Origin of the sequence: Pseudonocardia sp. P1, assembly GCF_000178675.2 — a bacterium.
Lineage (GTDB): Bacteria > Actinomycetota > Actinomycetes > Mycobacteriales > Pseudonocardiaceae > Pseudonocardia.
In genome coordinates this window covers 5,254,260-5,278,504 of sequence record NZ_ADUJ02000001.1, presented here as the reverse complement: position 1 = coordinate 5,278,504, position 24,245 = coordinate 5,254,260, and the positions used below count along the sequence as shown (strand labels likewise).

22 protein-coding genes and 1 pseudogene are annotated in these 24,245 nt (G+C 70.6%); 12 read left to right on the top strand and 11 right to left on the bottom strand.

The window, feature by feature from the left end; all coding sequences use genetic code 11:
- Positions 1 to 13: 13 nt before the first annotated feature.
- A complete protein-coding gene (locus PP1_RS24440) occupies positions 14 to 871 on the bottom strand; it encodes a sugar phosphate isomerase/epimerase family protein (RefSeq protein WP_010228579.1) in 858 nt (285 codons plus the stop codon).
- Positions 872 to 1,003: 132 nt separating this feature from the next.
- Here PP1_RS24440 and PP1_RS24435 point away from each other — a divergent pair, with 132 nt between their 5' ends.
- From PP1_RS24435 to PP1_RS24415, 5 genes are all read left to right on the top strand, one after another.
- Positions 1,004 to 2,296, top strand: a complete 1,293-nt coding sequence (locus PP1_RS24435; protein WP_010228578.1) for an ROK family transcriptional regulator — start codon at positions 1,004 to 1,006, stop codon at positions 2,294 to 2,296.
- A 115-nt stretch (positions 2,297 to 2,411) separates the two neighbouring features.
- Positions 2,412 to 2,717 (top strand): cytochrome P450, encoded by a 306-nt coding sequence (locus PP1_RS24430; RefSeq protein WP_010228577.1) that lies wholly within the window; start codon positions 2,412 to 2,414, stop codon positions 2,715 to 2,717.
- Between the two features lie 23 nt (positions 2,718 to 2,740).
- A complete protein-coding gene (locus PP1_RS24425; protein ID WP_010228576.1) occupies positions 2,741 to 3,592 on the top strand; it encodes a cytochrome P450 in 852 nt (283 codons plus the stop codon).
- Positions 3,589 to 4,035: a hypothetical protein gene (locus PP1_RS24420; RefSeq protein WP_010228575.1), complete on the top strand. Its 447-nt coding sequence runs from the start codon at positions 3,589 to 3,591 to the stop codon at positions 4,033 to 4,035. Before PP1_RS24425 ends, PP1_RS24420 begins: the two co-directional genes overlap by 4 nt.
- Positions 4,036 to 4,096: 61 nt before the next feature.
- On the top strand, positions 4,097 to 4,690 hold the full coding sequence (locus PP1_RS24415) for a UbiX family flavin prenyltransferase (protein WP_010228574.1): 594 nt from the start codon (positions 4,097 to 4,099) through the stop codon (positions 4,688 to 4,690).
- A 22-nt stretch (positions 4,691 to 4,712) separates the two neighbouring features.
- Here the strand turns inward: PP1_RS24415 and PP1_RS24410 are convergent, their stop codons facing one another.
- From PP1_RS24410 to PP1_RS24380, 7 genes are all read right to left on the bottom strand, one after another.
- The gene (locus PP1_RS24410) at positions 4,713 to 5,585 is read right to left on the bottom strand and encodes a LysR family transcriptional regulator (RefSeq protein ID WP_075314581.1); all 873 of its coding nucleotides are present in this window, start codon (positions 5,583 to 5,585) and stop codon (positions 4,713 to 4,715) included.
- A gap of 103 nt (positions 5,586 to 5,688) precedes the next feature.
- Entirely contained in the window at positions 5,689 to 6,999 is a 1,311-nt protein-coding gene (locus PP1_RS24405; protein ID WP_010228570.1) for a benzoate/H(+) symporter BenE family transporter, read from the bottom strand.
- A gap of 45 nt (positions 7,000 to 7,044) precedes the next feature.
- On the bottom strand, positions 7,045 to 8,286 hold the full coding sequence (locus PP1_RS24400; RefSeq protein WP_010228568.1) for a xanthine dehydrogenase family Fe-S subunit: 1,242 nt from the start codon (positions 8,284 to 8,286) through the stop codon (positions 7,045 to 7,047).
- A complete protein-coding gene (locus PP1_RS24395; RefSeq protein WP_010228567.1) occupies positions 8,283 to 9,149 on the bottom strand; it encodes an FAD binding domain-containing protein in 867 nt (288 codons plus the stop codon). Before PP1_RS24395 ends, PP1_RS24400 begins: the two co-directional genes overlap by 4 nt.
- Positions 9,149 to 9,928 carry an enoyl-CoA hydratase/isomerase family protein gene (locus tag PP1_RS24390; protein WP_010228565.1) on the bottom strand — a complete coding sequence of 260 codons (780 nt, stop codon included), beginning with the start codon at positions 9,926 to 9,928 and terminating at the stop codon, positions 9,149 to 9,151. Before PP1_RS24390 ends, PP1_RS24395 begins: the two co-directional genes overlap by 1 nt.
- A gap of 1 nt (position 9,929) precedes the next feature.
- A complete protein-coding gene (locus tag PP1_RS24385; protein WP_010228563.1) occupies positions 9,930 to 12,341 on the bottom strand; it encodes a xanthine dehydrogenase family protein molybdopterin-binding subunit in 2,412 nt (803 codons plus the stop codon).
- Positions 12,334 to 13,845: a class I adenylate-forming enzyme family protein gene (locus tag PP1_RS24380; RefSeq protein ID WP_010228561.1), complete on the bottom strand. Its 1,512-nt coding sequence runs from the start codon at positions 13,843 to 13,845 to the stop codon at positions 12,334 to 12,336. The genes PP1_RS24385 and PP1_RS24380 overlap by 8 nt, the downstream gene beginning before the upstream one ends.
- Positions 13,846 to 14,083: 238 nt before the next feature.
- Between PP1_RS24380 and PP1_RS24375 the strand changes: the two genes are divergently transcribed.
- From PP1_RS24375 to PP1_RS24355, 5 genes and pseudogenes are all read left to right on the top strand, one after another.
- Entirely contained in the window at positions 14,084 to 14,650 is a 567-nt protein-coding gene (locus PP1_RS24375) for a PadR family transcriptional regulator (RefSeq protein ID WP_010228558.1), read from the top strand.
- 58 nt (positions 14,651 to 14,708) lie between these two features.
- Positions 14,709 to 14,878 (top strand): annotated as a pseudogene (locus tag PP1_RS24370) (IS110 family transposase); the annotation flags it as partial.
- Between the two features lie 155 nt (positions 14,879 to 15,033).
- Positions 15,034 to 15,417 carry a tyrosine-type recombinase/integrase gene (locus PP1_RS24365; protein ID WP_010228556.1) on the top strand — a complete coding sequence of 128 codons (384 nt, stop codon included), beginning with the start codon at positions 15,034 to 15,036 and terminating at the stop codon, positions 15,415 to 15,417.
- A 378-nt stretch (positions 15,418 to 15,795) separates the two neighbouring features.
- Positions 15,796 to 16,299 (top strand): hypothetical protein, encoded by a 504-nt coding sequence (locus PP1_RS24360; protein ID WP_139323930.1) that lies wholly within the window; start codon positions 15,796 to 15,798, stop codon positions 16,297 to 16,299.
- 552 nt (positions 16,300 to 16,851) lie between these two features.
- A complete protein-coding gene (locus tag PP1_RS24355; RefSeq protein ID WP_075314583.1) occupies positions 16,852 to 18,813 on the top strand; it encodes an AAA family ATPase in 1,962 nt (653 codons plus the stop codon).
- A gap of 430 nt (positions 18,814 to 19,243) precedes the next feature.
- Here the strand turns inward: PP1_RS24355 and PP1_RS24350 are convergent, their stop codons facing one another.
- A complete protein-coding gene (locus PP1_RS24350; protein ID WP_029239454.1) occupies positions 19,244 to 19,522 on the bottom strand; it encodes a hypothetical protein in 279 nt (92 codons plus the stop codon).
- 67 nt (positions 19,523 to 19,589) lie between these two features.
- Entirely contained in the window at positions 19,590 to 20,120 is a 531-nt protein-coding gene (locus PP1_RS24345) for a hypothetical protein (protein WP_029239453.1), read from the bottom strand.
- A 495-nt stretch (positions 20,121 to 20,615) separates the two neighbouring features.
- Here PP1_RS24345 and PP1_RS24340 point away from each other — a divergent pair, with 495 nt between their 5' ends.
- Together PP1_RS24340 and PP1_RS24335 are read left to right on the top strand one after the other, a co-directional pair.
- A complete protein-coding gene (locus tag PP1_RS24340; RefSeq protein ID WP_010240766.1) occupies positions 20,616 to 21,836 on the top strand; it encodes an IS110 family transposase in 1,221 nt (406 codons plus the stop codon).
- A 271-nt stretch (positions 21,837 to 22,107) separates the two neighbouring features.
- Positions 22,108 to 23,058 (top strand): NAD(P)-binding domain-containing protein, encoded by a 951-nt coding sequence (locus PP1_RS24335; RefSeq protein ID WP_083697204.1) that lies wholly within the window; start codon positions 22,108 to 22,110, stop codon positions 23,056 to 23,058.
- A 562-nt stretch (positions 23,059 to 23,620) separates the two neighbouring features.
- Here PP1_RS24335 and PP1_RS24330 read toward each other — a convergent pair.
- Positions 23,621 to 24,187 (bottom strand): hypothetical protein, encoded by a 567-nt coding sequence (locus PP1_RS24330; protein ID WP_139323931.1) that lies wholly within the window; start codon positions 24,185 to 24,187, stop codon positions 23,621 to 23,623.
- Between the last annotated feature and the right edge of the window lie 58 nt (positions 24,188 to 24,245).

The following is a 24,245-nucleotide window of genomic DNA, read 5'->3' as shown; positions in this document are numbered from 1 at the left end:
TCGTCGTCACGTCTCAACTCGTCGTCACGGTCAGCCCGGCCCGGTCCAGCGCGCCGTCGAGCCAGGCGCGACTGATCCGGGCTGCCTCGGCCGGGTCGCCGTCGTAGGAGTCCAGCTCGACGACCAGCCAGTCGTCGTAGCCGGACTCGGCGACGGCGGCGAGCACGCCGTCCAGGTCGAGCTCGCCGCGGCCCAGCGGGAGGAACGTGGCACCGTCGGCTCCGAGGTCCTTGAGGTGCACGTGCCGGATCCGGTCCGGGTACCGGCGGATCATCGCGGCCGGGTCCCCGCCGCCGGCGGCCAGGTGCGCGGTGTCCGGGCAGAAGCCGATCGAGGACCGGGAGAACACGGCCTCGACCTGCTCCGGCGACTGGCCGATCGTCCCCAGATGCGGGTGGTAGCAGGCCGACAGGCCGTGCTCCGCCGCGATCCCGGCCACCGTGTCGAGAGCCTGAGCGAGCCGGTCGTGGTCGCCGTCTGCGATCCCGTGTGCACGCGGAGCGCCGCCACCGACCACCAGCTGGCCGGCACCGAACCGGGCGGCGTCCTCTGCGGCCCGGCGCACCCGGTGCAGCTCGTCGGGCAGGGTGTCCGGGTAGATGAAGTTCGCTCCGGTGTAGACCCCGACCAGTGACAGCCCGGTCTCGTCGAGCAGCCGGGGAAGCGAGCCGGGGTGACCGTCGGCGAGCTCGGCGAACTCGCGCACGTTCCCGTCGAACATCTCGACACCGCGGTAACCGGCGGCGGAGATCTCGCGCAGCGCCAGCCGCATGTCACCGGGCACCCGGTAGACGAGATCCTTCACGCTGGTCACCCCGGCGGCGGCGCCGGTGACTCCGCCCCAGGTGATCGAGTGATAGCCCAGACGCACGGCCCACCTCCTCCGGTGCGGCCGCAGCGCCGCACTTCCGATCGATGCAATGACACTAAAGTTTGATCTACACAGAAGTCAATGAACTAATCTCGGAAGTCCGGGGCCGACGCGGAACGAGGAGGGCCACGAGTGGGACTGTCCGTGCAAGGTGTCGCGCCGGACCAGCTGGACACGCTGGTCACCGTGCTCGACCTGGTTCGTTCCGGCGGTGCGCGCACGCGCCCGGAACTGGCCCGTCGCACCGGGCTCGGGCGCACAGTCATATCGCAGCGGCTCGGTCAGCTGGAGACCGCCGGCCTGGTGACCGAGGGCGACCTCGGCATGTCCACCGGCGGCCGGGCGCCGCGCGAGCTGCGTTTCCAGGTCGATGCGGGGGTGCTGCTGGTGGCCTCGCTCGGGGCGACCGGGTTCGACGCCGGCGTGGCCGACCTGAGCGGGCGCCTGATCGACCACCGGGGTCACGACTGGGACATCGGTACCGGACCGGAGGCCAGTCTGAGCCGGGTCGAGGGCCTGTTCGACGAGCTGCTGGCCGAACGGGACGCTCCCCCGGTCTGGGGCATCGGTCTCGGGGTGCCCGGGCCGGTCGAGTTCGCCTCGGGCCGTCCGGTGGCGCCACCGATCATGCCGGGCTGGGACGGCTACCCGGTCCGCGATCGGCTGGCCGCCCGCTACGACGCGCCCGCGTTCGTGGACAACGAGGTCAACCTGATGGCGCTGGGCGAGTTCCGGGCGGGCCGTGGAGCCGGCTCCAGGGACCTGGTGTTGGTCAAGATCGGTACCGGGATCGGGGCCGGGCTGATCTCCGGCGGACGGCTGCACCGCGGCGCGCAGGGTTCGGCGGGCGACATCGGACACGTCGGACTGACCGGATCGGTGCCCGGCGCCGAGCAGGTGGTGTGTCGCTGCGGCAACGTCGGCTGCCTGGAGGCGCTGGTCGGCGGGGCCGCTCTGGCCCGGGACGCAACTGCGGCCGCCCGAGAAGGCCGGGGCGAGCACCTGGTCGCGCGGCTGAGCCGAGCCGGCGAGATCGTCCCGGATGACGTCGTGCTCGCCGCCGAGTTCGGCGACCCGATCGCGGTGGAGCTGCTGTCCCGGGCCGGTCGCCTGGTCGGCGACACGGTGGCCGCGATGGTCAACTTCTTCAACCCGTCGACGATCCTGCTCGGCGGCCGTGTCGGGGCCTCGGGCGATCTGTTGCTGGCCAGCGTTCGTCAGTCCGTCTACCGACGGTCGCTTCCGCTGGCCACACGCGACCTGCAGATAGCGCGGACATCGCTGGGCGAACAGTCGGGTCCCACCGGCGCGGGTTTCATGGTCGTCGACGAGTTGTTCGGCCGGGACCTGCTCGCCCGGTGGATCCCGCACGGCAGTCCAGCCGGGATGCCGGGGCTGCACCCGCATCCGGTGGTCGGCGCCTGACCGGACGGCTATCGCTGGCATAGCCGGCTGCGCATCGTCGGGCGGCGCGCCGCCGCGCAGACTCGGGGCACACCACGCCAGCGGGTGGAGAGCCGACGGTAGAGAAGAGGCAACGGTGCCCGACAACAGTCCGCGCGGGGTCGTCCCGCACTTCGATCCGCACGATCCCGGTCTGTCCCCCGAGCGCGCCTACGCGACCTACGCGCAGCTGCGCCGACATTGCCCGGTCTCGCACGGCGAGCGCCACGGCGGCTACTGGTCGATCTCGCGGTACGCCGACGTCCGCGACGCCGCTACCGACCACACGACCTATTCCTCGACCGGCGGCGTCTACCTGCCCCCGGTGTCCGGGAGCCGGTTCCCCCGATCGACCACGACCCGCCCGAACACGCCGGGTTCCGCGAGCTCATCGCGCCGCTGACGAGCGGCGCCGCGGCGAAGACCATGGAACCGGCGGTCCGCGCCATCGCCGAGCGCCTCGTCGACGGGTTCACCGGACCGGGCCGCGCCGAGCTCGCCGCCGAGCTCGCCACTCCGCTTCCGCTGGAGGTCATCACCCGGCTCTACGACCTGGGTCCGGAGGACACAGAGGAGATCCGCGGCTACTCCGAGGAGTTCCTGACCCACGCCTCCGGCCCCCGCGGCCCGGAGATCATCGACCGGGTGTGCCGATACTGGGTCGGCCTGTTCGCCGACCGGCGCGAGAACCCACGCGAGGACTTCCTCACCGGACTCGTCGAGGCCAACCGCGAGCTCGGGGCGACCGACGACGAGCTCGCCAACATGATGTTCATCCTGACCTACGCCGGGCACGACTCCACGGCGCTCGGTCTGGGCAACACCCTGTTGTACCTGGCCGAGCACCCGGATGTGCAGCAGCGGCTGCTCGACGAGCCGAAGCTGATTCCTTCCATGATCGACGAGATCCTGCGCCACGAGACCCCGCTGCACTGGTTCCCACGACAGCTCACGGCCGACACCTGCCTGCACGGTCAGCAGATGAAGGCGGGTGAACGGGTGCTGCTGCTGTTCGCCTCGGCCAACCGCGATCCCGAGGTCTTCGACCGCGCCGACGAGATCGTCATCGACCGGCGGCCGAACCGGCACCTCGCGTTCGGCGCCGGGATCCACACCTGCCCCGGGATGGCCCTGGCCAAGCTCGAGATCCGCACAGCGGTCCAGGTCGTGCTGGAGCGCATCCCCGGGTTCCGGGTGGACGGCGACGTCGAGCGGACCGACCCGCTCGAGGGCGGCGGGCGCCACCTCGGCGTCCGGCGGCTGCCGGTGACCTGGTGAGCGCCGCCGTGCCCGACCCGGCCCCGGCCCCCGCGCCGACGACCCGTCAGATGGTCACCGCGGGCACCGCGTCCACGGTCGGCTTCGCGTTCGATCTGTTCGACCTGTTCATCCTGCTCTACGTGGCCTCCACGGTGGGCCCCCTGTTCTTCCCCACCGACAGCCCCACACTCACGCTCGCGGCCACGTTCGCCTCGTTCGGGGTGAGCCTGGTGATGCGCCCGCTGGGCGGGGCGGTGTTCGGTCGCTACGCCGACCGGCACGGCCGCAAGCAGACCATGCTGGTCACCGTGGGCGGCGTCGGTCTGGCCACCGCCCTGATGGGCACGCTGCCGACCTACGCCGCGATCGGTGTCGCCGCACCGCTGGTGTTCGTCGCGCTCCGCCTGGTGGCCTCGACGCCACCGTCCCGGCCCCCGACCGGGACCGCTACCGGCAGATGACGGTGGCCCCGGGCGACCCCTCGGCTCTCGAGCGCCATCTCGCGGAGCTGGGGGACCTCCGATGAGACGCATCATCGTCGCGCTCACCGGGGCGTCCGGGGCCGTGTACGGGATCCGCGCGCTGGAGCTGCTGCGCGAGGTGCCCGACGTCGAGACGCACCTGGTGCTGACGAAGGCGGCGCGGGCCACCATCGGCTACGAGACCGACCGCAGCGTCGCCGACGTACGCGCGCTCGCCGACGTCGTGCACTCCGACGGCGACCTGGGCGCACCGATCTCCTCCGGCTCGTTCCGGACGGCCGGGATGCTGGTCGCGCCGTGCAGCGTGAAGACACTGTCCGGGATCGCCTCCAGCTACGACGAGTCGCTCGTGGTGCGGGCCGCGGACGTGGCGCTCAAGGAGCGCAGGCGCCTGGTGCTCCTGGTGCGGGAGACCCCGTTGCACGCCGGCCACCTACGGCTGATGTCCGAGGTCACCGCCTCCGGCGCGATCGTGATGCCGCCGGTGCCTGCCTTCTACGCACGCCCGCACAGCGTCGCCGACATCGTCGAGCACACCACCGGTCGGGCGCTCGACCTCCTGGACGTCGACACCGACGCCGTCGCCCGCTGGACCGGCGAGCGAGACGGAAGAGCTGTCGTGCACCGGTGGTAGACACGCGGCCGACGCCCCGCCCTCAGCAGCGCGCCGTGCGCAGGAGCAACCGGCGGAACGCCTGTACCGGCGGGGACACGTGCGCGCTGGCCCGCGAGACCACGCCCAGCTCACGGAACGCACAGGAGTCGGCGAGCGGGACCGTGGGGCCTTCGCCCGCGGCCAGCCTCGGCAGCAGCGCGACCCCCATCCCGGCGGCCACCATCCCGTGCACGATCGCCAACTGTCCGGTCTCGAGTACCACCCGCGGGCGGACACCGGCCTCGGCCAGCAACTGGTCGGCAAGGTCGCGTAGGCCGTACCCGGTACGCATCCCGACGAGATCCTCGCCGGCCAGCTCGGCGAGCGTGACCTCCGCACGTCCGGCCAGCCGGTGCGCGGCAGGAACCAGCACCAGCACCGGCTCGCGGACCAGCACGTCGACGCACAGCCCGCTCAGGGTCAGCGGCATCCGGGTCATCGCCAGATCCAGTTCCCCGGAGCGCACGAGCTGCTCGAACTCCCGGGAGATGTCGTGCTCGACGATCCGCACCCCGACCAGTGGGTGCGCGCGCCGGAACTCGGCCAGCACCTCGGGCAGCATCCGGGCGCCGATACTGGGCAACACGCCCACCCGGACCTCACCCTCGCGCAGGCCGCTGACCTCGGCCACTCGTTCCCGGCCGCGTTCGAGTTCGGCGAGCGCGACCTCCGTGTGCTCGAGCAGCGCGGACCCGGCCGCGGTCAGCACGACCTGCCGGCCGGTCCGTTCGAACAGCCGGGCGCCGACATCCTGCTCCAGCTTGCGGATCTGCACCGACAACGACGGCTGGGACAGGTAGAGCCGAGCGGCCGCGGCGGTGAAGCTCCGCTCGTGCGCGATCGTCACGAAGTACCGAAGTTGATGAAGCTCCACAGGTCACCCCGGACCGTCTGTTCCATACTGTCTCTCGCCATGCCGGCGCGCACGCGGGTCGGGCATCTGCCGAACGTGACGGGCCCGGCCGACCGTGCCGACCTCATCCGGCCTCGGACCGGACCCTGAAATCGCCCGGCTCGAGCACCGCCGACATCGCCACCCCGGCGACGAGCGCCCAGAACGGGCTGGAGATCCCCAGCGGCGCGACCCCGCTCATCGCGACCACCAGAGCCGTCAGCGCACCGGTCCGGAACCGGCCGTCGCCGAACGCGCCGCGGAACGACGACACCAGCACCCCGATCATGGCGAGCCCCGCGACGACCGCCACCAGCTCGGTCGGCAGCGCGGTGACCGCGGTGACCGCGACCCCGGCGAGGACGCCGAACGCGATGAACAGCACGCCGTTGACGACGCTCGCGGCGTACCGGGCGTCGGGGTCGGGCCCGGCCTGCGGGCCCGAGCAGATCGCCGTCATGGGGCCCGCGACGTTGGCGTTGTGGCCGCCGGTCAGCGGGGCCAGCAGCCCGCCCACACCGCTGACGACCGTCATCGCATTGATCGGGGGCCGGTAGCCCTGGCTGAGCAGCACACCGTAGGCCTGGGCGTTCTCTGCGGCGATCACCAGGACCGCCAGCGGGATCCCGACGGCCAGGATCGCGGCGAGGTCGAACGTCGGGGCCACGAGCACTGGTGCCGTCCAGCCGTCGACGGCGGTGGCCTGCGCCGCGAACCCGCCGGTGGCCGCGGCCGCGACCACCCCGGCGACCAGCGCGCCGAGCGCGCCGGGCACCGCCGGCACGAACCGGGACAGCAGCAGGAACCCGGCGACGGCGGCGGCGACGATCCAGGGCGCGGACTCCGCTGCGGTCACCACCTCCGTGCCGAACCGGATCAGTGCTCCGGCGATCATCGCCATCACGATCGGCTGCGGCAGCCACCGGGACACGGTGCCGATCAGGCCGGACAGCCCGAGCACGAGCACGATCAGCCCTGCGACGAGGAACGCCCCGACGACGGCGGAGAACGGGAACGTCCCCAGCGCCCCGACCACCAGGACGGCCCCCGGGATGGAGTAGGCACCGACGACCGGCATCCGGTAACGCAGCGCGAGGAACAGCGAGATCAGGCCGCCGAAGACGTAGATCCCGAAGATCCACGACGCGATGAGCCGGCCGTCCAGCCCGTTCGCGGCGGCGCCGTCGATCACGATCAGCGCCGGCCCGGTGCAGCCGAAGACGGCCGCGACCACGCCGGCGCCGACCGTCGCGGGGTTCAACCGCCGGGGCAGGCCGCGCAGCCCGGACCGGATACCCGGACCGGGCTCGATACGACGGGACGGCCGCGGTTCGGCCGGCGGGGCGGGAGGTGCAGCGGTGGAGCCCTCGGCGGGCTCGTCGGTCGGTGCGGTCATCGTGTCGCCTCCTTGCGATCACTCACCGGACAGGGGGCGGGACGGCTACCGGCGCCGCAGCGTGCGGACGCGGGCGAACCCGCGGCGGACGAGTGCGCGGACGGTGTCCCGGACGGTGCCCGCCACCAGGCGGAGCTGCGCGCCGCGGCCCGGCTCGGTGACCGACCCGGTCTCCGCGGCCTCGTCGACGCTCGCCGCGAACTGCTCGAACAGCCGCCGCGAGACGTCACCGGCCAGCGCCCGGCCGAACTGCGCGACCCGGCCGGTGAGGTGGACGTCGGCGTGCGCGGTCAGGACCGTGCCACCGTCCGGTCCGGCCTCGGCCGCCAGCACGACGTCCGCCTGGGTGGCGCTGCCGCCGGCGTCGGCCCCCTGGGCGTGGAACCGCAGCCGGTGTGCGACCGGGTCCCGCTCGACGACCTGGGCCAGACCGTCGAAGGACAGTTTCACCGGGCCGAGCGCGACGACGGCCCGGCCGCGGTAGCGGTCGCCGTCGAGCACCTCGGTGAGCCGGGCGCCGGGCAGGCAGCGGGCGAGCAGGTCGAAGTCGTCGAGCACCGCCCAGACCCGCTCGACCGGGGACCGGAGCGTGCTGGTGACGTCGACGACCGCGGACGGCGGGCCGGAGGGCAGCCGCACCTCCTGCGCGAGGGCCGCCGCCGGGACGTCCTCGGCGGGGGCTCCGGCACCGCTCCCGCCACCGGTCCCCCGCCCGACCAGGGTGCGCGCGCCGCACGCCCGGGGTCCCGGGACGCCGTCGGGGTAGCTCTGCCGGACGTCGTCGACGGCCGCGAGGATCCCGCGGTAGCCGGTGCACCGGCAGAGGACGCCGGACATCTGCTCGGGCAGCTCCTCGCTCTCCACCTCCGGGGTGGTGGTGAGCAGGTCGTAGCTGCTCATCAGCATCCCGGGGGTGCAGAACCCGCACTGCAGCGCGTGGTGGGCGGAGAACGCCTGCTGCAGCGGGTGCTGGTCGTCGGGCGTGCCCAGGCCCTCCACGGTCACGATCTCGGCGCCCTCGCACTGCACCGCGAACAGCAGGCAGGCGCGGGCGGCCTCGCCGTCGACGAGCACGGTGCACATGCCGCACACGCCGTGCTCGCACCCGAGGTGGGTGCCGGTGAGACCGAGCTGCTCGCGCAGGACGTCACCGAGGTGCGCGCGGGGCGGCACGGTGACGGTGGTCTCGGTGCCGTTCACCGTCATCGTGATCCCGACGGTCTCGTCGGCGGCGACGCGGTCCCGCGGCTCCGCAGTACCTGTTCGCCTCGGCTCCACCGTGGTCATGAACGCTCCTTCCGGTCCCGGGCGCGGTGCAGCGCACGGGACAGCTCGCGGGCGGCGAGCACCCCGAACAACCGGCGCCGGTAGCCGGTGGAACCGTGGGTGTCCCCGCCGGTGTCGACGACGTCCTCGGCCAGCGCGGCGGTGGCCGGGCGCAGGTCGTCCTCGTGCTCGGTGAGCAGCGGGGTCACGTCGCGGGTGACGGCCCGGTCGGAGATCCCGAACCCGGTCAGCCGGGCGTCGGTCACCGCGCCGTCGTCGCCGACCCGGACCCGGGTGACCACGCCGGCGAGCGCGAAGTCGCCGTGCCGGCGGGCGATCTCGGCGAACCCGAAGCCCTCCCCCGGCCGGGCGCGGGGGAACGTCACCGCTACGACGACGTCCTCCGGCCCGGCAGCGGTGGTCATCGCGCCGGTCACGAACTCCTCGGCCGGCATGCTCCGCCGTCCGGCCGGGCCGGCCAGCTCGACGCTCGCCTGCGCACAGCAGGCGACGGCGGGCAGCTCGGCGGCCGGGTCGGCGTGGGCGAGGCTGCCGCAGACGGTGCCCCGGCTGCGCAGCTCCCGGTGCCCGACGAAGGGCATGGCCATCCCGATCAGCGGGACCGCGTGGGCCGCCCGGTCGTGCTCGACCGCGCGCTGCCGCACCGCCGCGCCGATCCGGTACCCGTCCCGGTCCGGTCCCACCGACGTCAGCTCGGGCACGGCGGTGATGTCGACCAGGGTGCCGGGGCGGCCCAGGCGCATCGCGAGGACCGGCACCAGGGACTGGCCGCCGGCCAGCACCTTGCCGTCGCCGCCGGCGAGCTCGCCGAGCACGTCGTCGAGCCGGCCGGGGCGGACGTAGGCGAACGGTGCGGCCTTCATCAGCGGCCCGTGAAGTTCGGGGTGCGCTTCTCCCCGAAGGCCTTCACGCCCTCGGCGAAGTCCTCGGTCGCCCGCAGCATCGAGTAGGCCTTCCGCTCCAGCTCGATGCCGGTGTAGAGGGGCCCGTCGACGCCACGGTCGAGCACCTCCTTCGCCGTGCGCAGCGCGGCCGGCGAGAAACCGGCCATCTTCAGCGCCAGCGCGTCGACCTCGGCGTACAGCTCTTCGCGGTCGTCGTACAGGCCGGCCAGGATGCCCCAGTCCAGCGCCTGCTCGGCCGGGATCCGGGTCGCGGTCATGATGTGGAACTTCGCCCGGGACAGCCCGATCAGCCGGGCCAGGCGCTGGGTGCCGCCGGAACCGGGGATCATGCCGAGGTTCATCTCGGGCAGCGCGAGCTGGGTACGCGGGGTGCCGAGCCGGATGTCGCAGGACAGGGCCATCTCCAGCCCGACGCCGAAGCAGTAGCCGTCGATCGCGGCGATGACCGGCTTGGTGCTGCGGGCCGGGGCGGTGACGTCCTGGCCGAGGTCGGTGAGGTCGATCGGGTCGACCTCCATGAACCCGGCGATGTCGCCGCCGGAGGTGAAGTGCTGGCCGTCGGAGCGGACCACCACGACCCGGACCTGCGGGTCCCGGTCGATCTCGGCGAAGCGCTCGGCGACCAGCCGGCGCATCTCCATCGTGACGACCGTGTACTTCCCGTGGGACAGGGTCAGGTAGGCGACCCGCCCGTCGTGCTCGCGGGTCAGGACGACGTCGCCGCCGGTGAGTGCCATGTCAGAAGTTCTCCTTCTCGGTGAGCAGCTGGTGCAGTACCTCGCCGTGCAGCGGCAGGCGGGTGATGTCGATCCCGCGGGGTGCCAGCGCGTCGGCGACGGCGTTGGCGTAGGCCACGGGAAAGCTCATGGACGACCCCTCGCCGCAGCCCTTGGCGCCGAGCGGGGTCAGCGGTGACGGGGTCACCACGTGGTCGGTACGCAAGTCGAACCCGGCCTCGGCGCTGGTCGGGCACAGGTAGTCGAGGAACGTCGCCGCCGTCGGCTGCCCGGAGTCGGCGTGTGTGAACTGCTCGTAGGCGGCGCCGCCGAGGCCGTGCACGAGCGCGCCGTAGACCTGGCCGTCGAGCAGGGTCTGGTCGAGGACGGTGCCGGCGTCGTGCACCGAGGACACCCGGTCGACCTCGATCTCCAGGGTGTCCGGGTCGATCCGCACCGCCACGATCTCGGCCACGAAGCCGTAGCAGAGCGAGGAGTTGATCCGGTCGTCCGCCGTGGCCGCACGGGTCTCCCGCGGGGAGAACTCGGCCTCGGCGTAGAGCCGCGCGGGGACGCCGTCGGGCAGCGACGCCGGGTCCCAGTGCACGACGCCCGCCGCGTGCCGGAAGGCGACCGAGCGGCCGTCCGGGTGGACGACCTTCCCGTCGGCGAGGGTGAGCTCGCCCGGGTCGGCCCCCTCCAGCAGCGTCGCCCCGGCCGCCTTCACGGTGGCGGCGATGGTGTCCGCGGCCGCGACGACCGCGCTCGTGACCAGTGGCGCGAACCGCGAGGAGTACGACCCGGACGTGACCGTCCAGGGGGTCGTCGCGGTGTCCATGTCGACGACCGCCCGCACCTGCGCAGGCGGCAGCCCGAGCCGCTGCGCCGCGACCTTCCGTGCCACGGTGGCGTGGCCTTGGCCCTGCGGGACAGACCCCAGCAGCACGGTGACTTTCCCCTGCAGGTCCACCGACATCCGGACGTGCTCGGTGGAGCCGGACTTGTCCCGGCCCGGCTTGCGGTCCTCGGCGGGGGTGGCCAGGCCGACGTAGCCGATGTTGGTGCCGGACGGGTCGACGACGAGTGCGGTGCCGATGCCGTAGAAGGCGCCCTCGGCCCGGGCCGCCTCGCGCCGGCGCTCCAGCTCGGCCAGGTCGGCGTTCTTCACGGCCAGGTCCAGCGCCGCGGCGTAGTCGCCGGAGTCGTACACGCCGCCGGTCGCCGTCTCGTGCGGGAACGACGACACCAGGTTCCGCCGGCGCACCTCGACGACGTCGCGCCCGGTCGCCGAGGCGACCGCGTCCATCAGCCGCTCCAGTCCGAAGTAGAGCTGCTGGCCGCCGAAGCCCCGGTTCAGCCCGGTCGGCATGGTGTTGGTGACCACCGCGCGGGCCCGGATCTCGACGGCGTCGATGCGGTAGGGCCCGGTGATGTTGCCGTAGCAGCGGTAGAGCGTGGAGGGCTCCGGCGGGCGCAGGTAGGCGCCGACGTTGTCGATCAGGTCGGTGCGCAGGGCCGTCACGGTGCCGTCGGCGTCGACGGCGGCGGAGAAGGTCATCGCCCGGTCCGCGCCGGTGGAGCTCGCCATCAGGTGCTCGACGCGGTCCTCGGCCCACCGCACCGGCGTGCCGGAGTGCTTCGAGGCCAGCGCCATCAGCACCACGTAGGGGTAGATGCCGGCCTTGATCCCGAAGCTGCCGCCGATGTCGGCGGGGACGTGCAGCCGCACCCGCGACGTCGGGATCCCGAGCGCACCGGCCATGACCGGGACCATCGAGAACGGTCCGTGGAAGTTCGCCCAGGCCTCGACCGAGGGGCCGGCATCGCCCTCGTTCCACTGCGCGATGACCGAGTAGCACTCCATCGGCACCGAGGAGTAGCGCGGGAAGTCGTAGCGGCCGGTCACCACGTGTGCGGCGTCGCGGAACCGCTCCTCGACGGGGCCGAAGGAGAAGGTCCGGTCGGTGGCGACGTTGGACCCGGCGTCGTCGTGCAGCAGCGGTGCGTCCGGCTCCAGCGCGGCCCGCGCCGCGGTGACCGCACCCAGTTCGTCGTACTCCACGGTGACCAGCTCGGCGGCGTCCTCGGCGACGTAGCGGTCCGAGGCGACGACGACGGCGATCGGCTCGCCGACGAAGCGCACCTTGTCGACGCCGGTGGGCAGGTACGGCATGACCGCCCCGGTCGACAACGGGAACGGCCGCAGCGCGGCGCGCACCTCCTCCGGGCCGATCACCGCGGCCACCCCCGGGTGGGCCCGGGCCCGGGACAGGTCGACCGAACGCAGCCGGGCGTGCGGACGGGTGGAGCGCACGACGGTGGCGACCAGCGTGCCGGGCAGCGGGTCCAGGTCGTCGAGGAACGCGCCCCTGCCGGTGACCAGGGCTGCGTCCTCGTCCCGGCTGGGGACCCAGGTGCGGGTGGCCTCAGACACGTGCTTCTCCCCTCAGGTCGTACTCGCCGGCGACGAGCGTGCGGCGCAGCGTCTTGCCGACCCCGGACCGCGGGATCGAGTCCACGGCGATGACCCGCTTCGGCCGCTTCAGCGACGGCAGCTGCTGCCGGGCGTAGGCCAGGGCCTGCTCGGCCGCGCTCAGCGGGTCGGTCCCGCGGGCGGGCACCACGAACGCGGTCACCGCGTGTCCCCAGCGCTCGTCGGGCAGCCCGACCACGCAGACGTCGTCGATCGCGGGACAGCGGGCCAGGACGGACTCGATCTCGTCCGGGTAGATGTTCTCGCCCCCGGAGTTGATCATGTCGTCGGTGCGGCCGGAGACCCAGAGATCGCCGTCGGAGTCGGCGACGGCGAGGTCACCGGTGTGGTACCACCCGTCCCGGATGGCCTTGGCGTTCGCGTCCGGCCGGTTCCGGTAGCCGCCGAACGCCTCGGGCGAGGCCATCGAGACGATCACCTGACCCTGCGTTCCGCGCGGGACCTCCTCGTCCACGGGGGCGCCCGCGTCGGGGGCGATCAGCCGTACCCGGGAGAACAGCCCGGCACGACCGGCGCAGCCGGGCTTGGCGGCGACGTCGGGCCCGATGGTGAAGGTGTAGATCTCGGTCGAGCCGAAGTGGTTGACGAATGAGGTGGGCGCGACCTGCTCGACCAGCTTCTCGGCGAGCGACGGCGTCATGGCGGCACCGGCGTAGGCGAGGTTGTCGAGTGCCCGGGCGTCACCGAGCCGGCCGGTGCGCAGCAGCGACCAGTAGATCGTCGGCACCAGGTACAGGGATCCGACGTTCTCGTCGAGGATCAGCTGCATCGACTCGTCGGCGTCGAAGGCGGGCTGCCCCACCCAGGTACCGCCGACGACGACGGACGCGAGCAGCGTGCGCAGGCCCATCGTGTGGAACAGCGGCATCACGCCGAGGGTCGCGACGCCCTGCCGCTGCCGGGTCTGCATCACGTGCGCGACCGCCGCGCGGTGCTCGGCACGGTGCGTGCGCGGGACGCCCTTCGGCTTCCCGGTGGTCCCCGACGTGTACAGCATGACGCTGAGGTCCGTCTCGGCCGGGACGACGCAGGCCTGGCTGTCGAGACGCTCGGCGAGCTCGTCGACCGCCGCCACGTCACGCAGCAGGTCTCCCAGGCCGGACGCGGCGACCCGCTCGGCGTGCGCCGCGTCGGCGACCACCAGGCGGACGTCGGCGTCGCCCAGGCAGTAGCCGAGCTCCTCGACCCCGAAGCGGGTCGAGAGCGGCACCGAGACCGCACCGAGCTTCTGCACGGCCAGGTGCAGGCTCGCGAGCTGTTCGCCGCCGTGCATCACCAGGCCCACCCGCGCCCCCGGCTCCACACCAAGGCTTCGCAGGGCCCCGGCCAGCCGGTCGGTCCGCGCGTCCCACTCCCGGTAGGAGAGCCACCTGCCGGTCCCCCGCACCGCCGGTCGGTCGGGGTTGCGTTCGACCGCCCACCGCAACGTCGTCACCAGGTCCATCCGACCCCCTCGTCGTTGGTCTGTTTCAGACCATACGGTTCAGATGGTCAAAAGAGAAGACCCGGGTCCTCCCGACCGTGGACGTGGGACCATGCGGCGCCCAGGCGACGGTGCCGGGCAGGTACGGGAGCGGTCACGGAGCCGTGGCGCCGCGCGTGCCGGTCGAGCCGCATCCGCGGCTCGACAGCCCCCCTCGTCTAGAGTTCGCGGTGCACCGGCCGCCACGAGAGGAGATCAGATGCGACTGTCCACGACGTCGTATCTGGTCCTGGGCATGATCGCGTTGCGTGGGCCCTCGACGCCGTACGACCTCAAGCGCGCGGTCGGCCGTTCCGTCGGCTACTTCTGGCACTTTCCTCACGCGCAGCTGTACTCCGAGCCGGACCGGCTCGCCGATGCCGGATTGCTCGCCCTCGACACCGAGGATCGCGGACGGCGACGCAAGACGTACTCCTTGACGAGCGAGGGTCGGGCTGCGCTGCGCGAGTGGCTGGCAGCGCCCACCCCCGAACACTTCGAGATGCGCGACGTCGCCGAGCTGAAGCTGTTCTTCAACGAGGCAGGGTCCCCGGACGACGTCGAGAAGCTGGCCCGCGAGCAGATCCGCCAGCACGAGAGCCGGATCGCCGATTACGAGGACATGGTGGCCCGACACGGCCGAGAGGACTGGGCCGAGCCTCGCATGATCACTCTCGAGCTGGGACTGGAGATGGAGCACGCCGCGCTGAGGTTCTGGAGTGCGTTGGCCACCGGCGACCTCGATCGCCTTCGCCGTGAACGAGCCGAACGCGATCCACGCGGATGACCCCGCCCGCCGCCGGAGGGGGCCAGCTGATCCCGGCGGCGCCGACCACACGGTCGTATCTGGACTGGCGATGCGCCGCATCGCTGACCTGCACCGGGCCTGGGCAAGACCGATGCCCGCGACGCCCATGTCACGCCGAGGCCCGCGCGCAGCATGCCGCACACGCTGCGGCGGGTCGGCACCGACGACGAGACACTCGCCGAGCTGACCGTGCTGGCCGGCTACGACGGAAGCCGACGGCTACCGAGATTGCGGCCGGAGCGGACCCGGACTCGCCGATCGATGATGGCGTTCCGGTCCTCCGGGTCTCGCGCGCACTCGCCGAGCTGAACAGCGGGCAGCGGGCCCTGAAAGGGCCGAAGTCCGCCGCCGGCCGGCGCACCGTGGCCCTGCCGGCCGCGATTCTCCCGGAGATCCGCGAGCACCTGCGGTCGTACGCCGAGGCCGGCTCCGACGGCCGGCTGTTCATCGGCCCCAAGGGGGCATCGCCTCGCCGAAGCGCGTTCAACAAGATCTGGAAGAAGGCCGCACGGACGGCGGGGGCAAACCCGCTTCTGCACCTGCACGATCTCCGGCACACCGGCGGAACACTGGCCGCGCAGACCGGCGCGACCCTGCGCGAGGTGATGTCCCGCATCGGCCACGGCAGCGCGCGAGCAGCGCTCATCTACCAGCACGCGACGAGCGAGCGGGACCACCGGATCGCCGAGGCGCTCGACCTGATGATCCGCGAAGCGCGAGCGGCCGGAGAGGAGGCCGCGAGCTGACCTCCGGCAACCGATCTGGCACGAATCTGGCACGAACGCCGAACGGCGCCCCTCCCGGGATCGGGAGTGGGCGCCGTTCGTGCTGGTCGGACCGTGTGAGCGGGCGACGGGAATCGAACCCGCGTAGCCAGTTTGGAAGGCAGCCGTGACCTCCAACACGAACCTCTGAGCTGCAGCGACAGCAGCGCAGGACGGTGCAGCAGGTTCAGGGACCGCCCTCGTTCGACATCAGTTCGCACCACGACTGATGCACGCCGCCCCTCGGTAACCCCGCGCGACACTCATCAGTCCTGATGATGGACGTTAACGCCCAGCCGATCTTCATCGTCTTCACGGGTGCCGCCGACACGGTGGCGCGAACCTCAGGAAGAGAGAGCCGTGAAGAAGATCAGCCGCCGCACCGCCGTCCTCGTGGGCATCCCACTTGGACTCCTACTCGCCGGCGGGATCGCGTTTGCCATCGTCGTGCTCACCACGACCATCGGCGGCACCACCGGCTTCATCGACTCGACCGCTTCTGCCAAGGTTGCGAGCGCGTCGGGCACCAAGTCATCAGCCGACTGCTCGAACGTCAACGTCGAAGGCAACGCTGCCGTGTCTCTCAACCCACTGGTCTCGCGCACGCTCGTCGAGGGAAAGAACGCCGAGGTGATCCCCGGCTCCTGCTCCGTCTCGATCCGGATCGAGAACACCGGACAGGTTCCACTCACCGCGTCTGCATTCACCGCTGAGAAGGTGCCGACCGGCTGGAGCATCAGCCAGGCGAGCACGCCCTACATCCAGATCAGCCCTGGACAGACCGGCACGGTCGTCCTGTCAATCTCGGCCAGCACGCAGGCCACCGCGGGCACCATCTCCGGGCGCATTGCCTCAACGTCTTGAGCAGTGGACACCAGGCAGACCACTTCGAGTAGTCTGTCGCAACCAGGCTACTGGGTCTCCGTCGCGCGAGCACTCACCCGTTCTATTCGCAGGCGCCGGTTGCACTAACGAGCCAAAGTAGTTACCTAACGAGGACGATCAACGGGAGTCCGTCTCGCTTCAAGAGGCGCCACGACGTCACGATAATACCGAAGGGAACCTCGATCGGTCGGCATGTCTTGCGTTCTGTGAACGCTTGCCGGAGCCAAGGGCGATGGATAAGCCGAGAAGCGGCCGGCGACTGGGCAAGTCCGGCCGAGATGGGATTTCAGCCCCTCCTGACACCCAAACTCACACCCCTTGCGTATGGCGTCGCGCCTGAACGGAAGTGGCATAGTCGACTTCGCCAGCGCGTTGCAAGAACGCAACATCACCCTCACCAACTGACGCCTTCTTTGCATTACACGAATTCTAGTAACGCACGGAGGCGGCGCCTCATCGATACCCAAGCTCGCATGAACTGTACTCGCATAGCTGAGACGAACACGCTTTAAACGGACCGGAGGAAACAAGATGCGGCTGATCTCCGCCCGAATCCAGGGCTATGGGCGACTTGTCGATACCAAAATCAACCTCGACTCGAAAGTAATCGCAATTGTTGGCCCGAACGAGGCCGGCAAGACAACTCTCCTAGACGCACTAGCCTACATCAACAGCGGAGACTCGGTACCGCCAACACAGCGCTCACGCGCAGGTCAAGTCACGGATCAGACGCGTATCGTAACCCTCGACTTTTCACTCGACACCATCGACTTTGAGGCACTTTCCGACCTCGACCTCCACGAACTGCCTACCCGCGCAGAAATCGCCAGAACCGCGTCAAGTGCCAATGTTACAGTGAAAGTCACCCCGAGAGCGATCAAGTCAATTGCACCACTCCAAGCCGCTCTCACCACCTTAAGAAATAGACACACACAGAAAACTCTGGACCGATGGATCGCCCCGGAGACAGCCTACTCCGACCCTGATCCCGACACAGCTCGCAACTACCGCACTGAATTGCAGGTGGTGATCGACGCCGTCGAGGCAGCGGTGGCCGAGCCGGGTACGCCCATCGCCGAGGAACCGGCCGAACTGGCAGAATCGCTTCGATCTGCGACACTTCCGGACGGCGAGCGGTTACGGGTGGCGCTCGGACTGGTCACGATGTGGGCGCGCCGAAAGGCCCCCGACGCCGCTGTTCGCGACCGGATCTGGAATCGAGCCCCCGCTTTCATCCTGTTTAGCGAGGAAGACCGCTCGATCCGATCGAGCTACGATTTTGACGAGCAATTAGCCACTACACCTCCGGCGGCACTCGAAAATCTAGCCGGCATGGCGTCGTTAAACTTGACGGAATTGCATGATCTGATCGCGTTCGGAGATATTGCACGTCGGCGCACGAAGATCGTCCAAGCCAATAAGCGCATGGACGAGATTTTCGAAGCCTCCTGGAGGCAGTCACGACTTTCGGTCCACTTCGACGTGGACGGCGATAAACTCCGCATCGAGCTTATGGAAAACGGCGCTGACGTCACCGTCTTCGATGAGCGGAGCGCCGGGTTGCGCATGTTCGTCGCCCTCATTGCATTCCTCAAGATCCACGGCTCGAGCCAGCCGCCGATCCTATTAATCGACGAGGCCGAGAACCACTTGCATATTGACGCACAGGCTGACCTAGTGAACATGTTCGCTTCGCAGGAACATGCGATTAAAGTTATCTACTCAACTCACAGCCCCGCATGTCTGCCGACTGACCTCGGGACTGGGATTCGCACTGTAGTGCCACGAAACGGCTCCCAGATCAGTGACGTCAGAAACAGCTTCTGGCAAGGCGCTGCGGGCTACTCGCCACCCATGCTGGCGATGGGTGCCGCTGCGGCTGCGTTCACCCCGGCACGAAACGTTGTTCTGGCGGAGGGTGCGACAGAGATGATTCTTCTGCCAACATTACTGCGATCGGCAGTAGGTATGGCCGATCTGCCGTATCAGATCGCTCCGGGCCTGTCTGAAGTTCCGCACGACTTCTTGCCGGAGCTAGATTTGGAGGCGGCCCGAGTGGCGTACCTCGTCGACAGCGACGACGGCGGAGCGAGGATCAAGAAGGCGCTTCTCGCCGCCGGTATCCCCGAGCGCGTCATCATCGATCTCGGCCTTCCCGGCATCGAGAATGCCGTTGCTCCTGCATCTTTTCGGGCTGCCGTGCTCGCGCTAGTCGGCGAGTGCAACCCAAATATCAGGGGCAAATCGCTCGAAGCGGCCCCCCAGTTCGAGGCCGTAAACGCCGGTCCGATGGCAGCTGCGGCACAGATCTGGATCGAGCAGCAGGGACTGAAGGCTCCGTCTAAGGTCGCGCTGGCGAACTGGCTAGTCGAGAACGGCGAGGCCACGCCCAGCCCCGATGGCGTTGACGCGCTCGTGGCCCTGCACGAGCGCGTGACGTCGGCGCTGCGAGTCAGCAGGGGCGAACCCTCGAAGCGGTCGACCTTGGACTGATCAAAAGCAAATCGCGATCGGGGCGCACCTCAGTGGCCGCCGACGAGTCCGGCCTCGGCAACTCCCCGGTGACCGGCTCATTAGGACGACATCGAACGCTCCTGTCGAATCACCGGCCACTCCTGACCCACCCACCCGGTAAGGAGTCACCGACCGCTGTAGAGCTACTGGTCCGAGACCGCATCAGACCCAGCTCGGCGGCGATCTGGCCGTAGCTCAGCCCGCGCTCGTCCTTCATCGCCCGCACCGACTCCCGAATCAATCCCGCTAGCTTGGCCACGGATTCCGAGTTCCCCGCCAGTACATCGCCGATTAGTCGGTGTGGCACCGCCGGGTCCTCCACCGCACGCAGCCTTGTTCCGCCGAACGGGGCATCGACAGAACTGACGACCATCAGGACGCCGCCTCCCAACGCCCAGTCGGCGCAGCGTCAGTGTGGCCAGGCGCCGGGCCGGCCTCGCTCGACGGGCAGGACGTCGTCGATTCCGGCCAGCTCCACCCGGCCGGCGTCGTCGAGGCCCGGCCAGACGATCCCCGGCACCGCGTCGATCTCGATCCGGTACTCCTGCACCCGCCCCTCCCCCACGATCAACCCACGCAGCGCATCCACTGCCTGCCCGCGCGCGGTCGCCCAGTCCGCTGCGTCCCCGCGGGCGGTCCAGTCAACGTTCTCCGCCGCCGGCCGCAGCACCCCGACCCGCCATCTCATGCGTGCACGGTGACGCGGACGGCCCGGCCGCGCCAGCGGCCGGGCCGAACCATCCACACATCCATGATCATGTGTCGTCGCTGTCCACAGCCAGCATGTCCGCGGCCAACTTCCAGCCCTTCACCGTCGCCGCGAACGCCGCCCCGTCGCACAGCTCCCAGACCAGCGGCCCGACCCGCATCCGCAGCATCGGCGTCGCCTCCGTGCCCGCCACCGGCTCGATCAGACCTCCGGTCACGCTCGGGGACCCGTTCAAACGCACCATCGTCGCCGTCGACCACGGCCCCGTCGGCGCCATCACACCCCGCTTCGAACCGGTCAGCACCGGCGCCAACGACGCGGCCAGCGGCGCCGCGGAGCTCCACGCCCGTGCGATCTTCACCGCCGTGTAGTGGCTACGCAGATAAATCAGGACGGTTCCCATCGACAGGCCGAGCTGGCGCTCCGGGGTCCCGGCGAACTGCAGGTCCACCCGGCATGCCACCGGCCCGGCGACGCGCAGCACCATCCCCATCACCTCCACCGCACCCCCAGCGCCCTGCCGGGCGTGAGCAGTCCCGGTGTCCTGCGTGCTGGTGCGGTGCTCGACTGCGTCCACGGTGGCCTCCGATCGCCATCGGGCCTGACGGCCCGGGTACCCCTTGCGGGTGGCGGGGCGCTTGTTCCCCGCCTGCCCGTAAGGGCGTCCCGGCACGGCCGGCGAGGCTCGCGGTCAAGGGCCGGCCGCAGGCCGGTCGCGCAGCGACGCGCAGCGCCCTTGACCGGGAGATCGGCCGTGCTAAGCCACCGGGCCGACAGGCCACGCCGAAGGCGTTCCGCTCAGATCCGTGGCCCGCGCGGCCCAATGGGGCGACCGGGCTCGGTTAAGGCCAGGCTCGGTGCCGGTAGCCGCCGGCAGGTGAGCACTCGCGCGGCCTGGACGTCGAGTCCTTAGCTCAGGACAGTGCCCCTGCCGGTGGTCGGGAGAGCTGACCGCTGATGGGATGACGTTGCCCGCCACGCTCCGGCGCGAGCACTGATCCATTGGGCCGCTGGTGATCTCCCGCGGCTGCACACACAACCGGATCAGCGGGAGGCAACAGTGACAGCAGCAGTGTTGTTCGTCGGCGACGACTGGGCCGAGGACCACCACGACGTCGAGATCCAGGACAGCACCGGCCGCCGGCTGGCCAAGGCCCGCCTGCCCGAGGGCGTCGCCGGGATCGCCAAGCTCCACGAGCTGATCGGCGAGCACGCCACCGACAACGTTGCGCCCGAGCAGGTCCTGATCGGCATCGAAACCGATCGCGGACCCTGGGTCACCGCCCTGGTCGCCGCCGGCTACACGATCTTCGCCGTCAACCCGCGCCAGGTCGCACGCTTCCGGGAACGCCACGCCATGGCCGGGCCTAAGAGCGACGCAGGCGACGCGCACGCGTTGGCCGACATGGTCCGCACCGACGCCCACCAACTTCGACCGATCGCTGGTGACAGCGCCCTCGCCGAGGGGATCAAACTGCTCGCCCGCGCCCACCAGACCCTGATCTGGGAACGCCAACGCCACCTCATGCGGCTGCGCGCAGCCCTACGCGACTACTTCCCTGCCGCGATCGAGGCCTTCGACGACCTCGCCGGCGCCGACGCGCTCGAGCTCCTCGAACGGGCACCGGACCCGGCCAGCGCGGCCCGGCTGTCGAAGACCCGGATCGCAGCAGCGCTGCGCCGCGCGCACCGCCGCCACGCCGCGGCCCGCGCCGAACAGATCCACGCCACGCTCACCGGCGAGCAACTGCAGCTCCCCGTCGAGCTCATCGCCGCCTACGCCGCCCTGGTCCAGGCCAGCTGCCCGGTCATCACCGCGTTCAACACCCAGATCCGCCAGCTCCGCGACCAGGTCGAGAGCCTGTTCGACCAGCACAAATCGGCAGCGATCTACCGCAGCCAGCCCGGGATCGGCGAGGTCCTCGGCGCCCGGGTCCTCGGCGAGTTCGGCGACGACCAGCACCGCTTCAGCGGCGCACGAGCCCGCAAGAACTACGCCGGCAACAGCCCAATCACCCGCGCCTCGGGCAAGAAGCGCACCGTCACCGCACGCCGGGTCCGCAACAATCGAATCGCCGACCCCCTGCACCAGCAGGCGTTCTCCGCGCTCACAGCCTCGCCCGGCGCCCGCGCCTACTACGACACCATCCGCGCCCGCGGCGTCGGGCACCACGCCGCACTGCGCCAGCTGAGCAACCGACTCGTCGGGATCCTCCACGGCTGCCTGACAACCGGACAGCCCTACGACGAGAACCGCGCCTGGAGCCACCGCCACGCCGCCAAAGCAGCCTGATCTTGACACCGAACGCCCATGGGATGTCCTGAGCGCCCGGTAGCCGACCCACTCGGCACTTCCAAGACTCAAATATACGTTACTATGTTTGTGTGAATCCGGTGAAATTGGTCCCCTCGGCACGATCGTCAAGTTCACTCCCGTCAGTTCGGGGCACATCTGCGATCGACGGCCGAACATGACTGCGCCGCTTCCCCCCACGATCGACGTTCTGGTGATCGGCGGAGGTCAAGCCGGTCTCGTGACGTCCTAGCACCTCGCGCGCGCGGACGTGGACCACGCCGTCGTCGACGCCGGCGCCCGAGTAGGAGACAGCTGGCGACATCGATGGGACAGCCTTCGCCTGTTCACCCCAGCAGGGGCAAACGGCCTTCCGGGCATGCCGATGCCAGGTGCCGACCGTCATCCAAGCAAGGGCGAGGCAGCAGATCACCTGGAACGCTACGCCGACAAGTTCCGCCTGCCAGCCCATCTCGACAGCCCGGTGGCCCGGCTGAGCCGGGACTCCGGCACATACGTCGCCACGATTCGTGGACGCCGAGTCCAGGCCCGCAGAGTAGTCGTCGCCACGGGTGCGCATCGTCGCCCAGTGATCCCGCGCTCCGCCGGTGACCTGGACCGCGACATCGTGCAGCTGTCTTCGACCGACTACCGCAGTCCGGCTCAGTTGCCGGACGGCCCGGTCCTCATTGTCGGAGCCGCCAACTCGGGTGCTGAGATCGCGCTCGACATCGCCCAGGCTGGTGGACGTGCCGTCACGCTCGCCGGACGCGATGTCGGCCGGCTACCGAAGGTCGGCCCGTGGTTCTTCTCTGCGATGCGCCATGTCCGCACCGACGTCGGCCCCGGGCGCCGTCTCGCCCTGCACATGGCGGGGCGCGGAGATCCGCTCGGTCGCGTCCGCCCGGCGGATCTGGCGGCGGCCGGGGTCCGGTGGGTCGGGCGAATCGACGGGGTCGTAGACGGCGCCCCGAGCCGCACTGGTGAGTACATGGACCGACCGACGTCAGTGGTCTGGTGCACCGGCCTCCGGCCCGACCTGGGCTGGCTCGCGGACGACCTATCTGATCCTGTCGGTGTCGTCCCACCCTCCGAGATCCTCTGGATCGGATGGCCGTACCAGCGAACGGCGGCCTCCCATCTCATGGGAGGTGTCGGCCGGGACGCCGCCGCCCTGGTCGCCCGGATGACATCGCGACGAGTCCGGGCGTGGAGCCTGTGACCATGGCACCGGGCGCTCGGTGCCAGCCTCCCGGATCGCCCGCCTCCGATCACCGCGGGCGAGAATCGCGAAGCGACCAGGTCGACGAGGGTCCTGGGCGACCCTTCGCACAGGGCCGCGGCCTGGTCGGACTCCAGCGAACACGTCGGCCACCCGGCTGAGCAACACGGCGTTGCTCAGCTCGTCGACGGCGACAGGCTGGACGGTCAGCCAGCCGAGACATCCGAACGGAGTCTCGTACCACCGGTCGTCCCACAGCAGGAGAAGGGCCGGTCGATGTGTCGGCATCTTGTCCGAGTCTCCGACGGCCCGCCGGTCGAAGCCCAGCGAGGAGAGGACCCGATCGTCGGCCAGTACTCGGTTGATCTGTTCCGCCACGTTGGATGGGCGCATGAGCTCTCCGTACATCGTTGAGCCGGGTGCGGAACGTGTCTCGGCACCCGCGCTCGAGGTGCGCGCCGCTCGGCGCGGGGGCAAGGGGTCGCCGCGTCAGGATGTGATCGGCCCTCAGGCGAGGTCGTCGTCCTCGCGGAGCCCGACGACGGCCGTCGAGGGTGAACCTCTACGCAGCGATGGCATCGAGCGGCGGACCACGGCGGGCCGCGACCAGCGTCCATCCACACCAGCGCAGAACCCGTCCGCAACGGCACGTGCGAACCCCGCTGTGGTGGCCGGCGGGTTCGGGGAGTGCCTCGCGCGATTTCACCACGGCGGCACGGAACAGCCTTGAGATCCCGTCTGTCGCCCGACCACCGGCCACGACGGCGACACAGAGCAGGCAGGCCATGGCGACCTGGGTCCACTCATGAGCGACCCAGACCTCGTGCAGCGGCGATCCGGCGTCGGTCGCGAGCAGGACGGAGTCAGTCCACCCCCCGACGACGTGGATCGCGGGTTGGAGAAGACCGAGCACGGTGACCACGTCCACCATCGCGCGGCCGCGCGGAGTCAGGCCGTGCCCGAATGCCGTCGCGGACGCGACCAGGCCCGCCAGGGCGATCACGTGGACGGGATGCCCCCCGGCCATCAGATCGAGAGCGAGCGCTCCCATCGTAGTGCCGGCGGCAGCGCTCATCGGGCCGCGAGAAGGACCGCCGGAGGTTGAGCGCGAAGGCGACACGACGTCCACTCTCCGCACCACTCCTGTGACTGTGCTGAGATCCGCTCGCGACACCCGTGACTCCTCG

Coding starts and splice junctions, on each gene's coding strand:
- PP1_RS24425 (WP_010228576.1), top strand. CDS start 2,741: ATGGAACCGGCGGTCCGCGCCATCGCCGAGCGCCTCGTCGACGGGTTC.
- PP1_RS24415 (WP_010228574.1), top strand. CDS start 4,097: ATGAGACGCATCATCGTCGCGCTCACCGGGGCGTCCGGGGCCGTGTAC.
- PP1_RS24405 (WP_010228570.1), bottom strand. CDS start 6,999: ATGACCGCACCGACCGACGAGCCCGCCGAGGGCTCCACCGCTGCACCT.
- PP1_RS24400 (WP_010228568.1), bottom strand. CDS start 8,286: ATGACCACGGTGGAGCCGAGGCGAACAGGTACTGCGGAGCCGCGGGAC.
- PP1_RS24395 (WP_010228567.1), bottom strand. CDS start 9,149: ATGAAGGCCGCACCGTTCGCCTACGTCCGCCCCGGCCGGCTCGACGAC.
- PP1_RS24390 (WP_010228565.1), bottom strand. CDS start 9,928: ATGGCACTCACCGGCGGCGACGTCGTCCTGACCCGCGAGCACGACGGG.
- PP1_RS24380 (WP_010228561.1), bottom strand. CDS start 13,845: ATGGACCTGGTGACGACGTTGCGGTGGGCGGTCGAACGCAACCCCGAC.
- PP1_RS24375 (WP_010228558.1), top strand. CDS start 14,084: ATGCGACTGTCCACGACGTCGTATCTGGTCCTGGGCATGATCGCGTTG.
- PP1_RS24355 (WP_075314583.1), top strand. CDS start 16,852: ATGCGGCTGATCTCCGCCCGAATCCAGGGCTATGGGCGACTTGTCGAT.
- PP1_RS24350 (WP_029239454.1), bottom strand. CDS start 19,522: ATGAGATGGCGGGTCGGGGTGCTGCGGCCGGCGGCGGAGAACGTTGAC.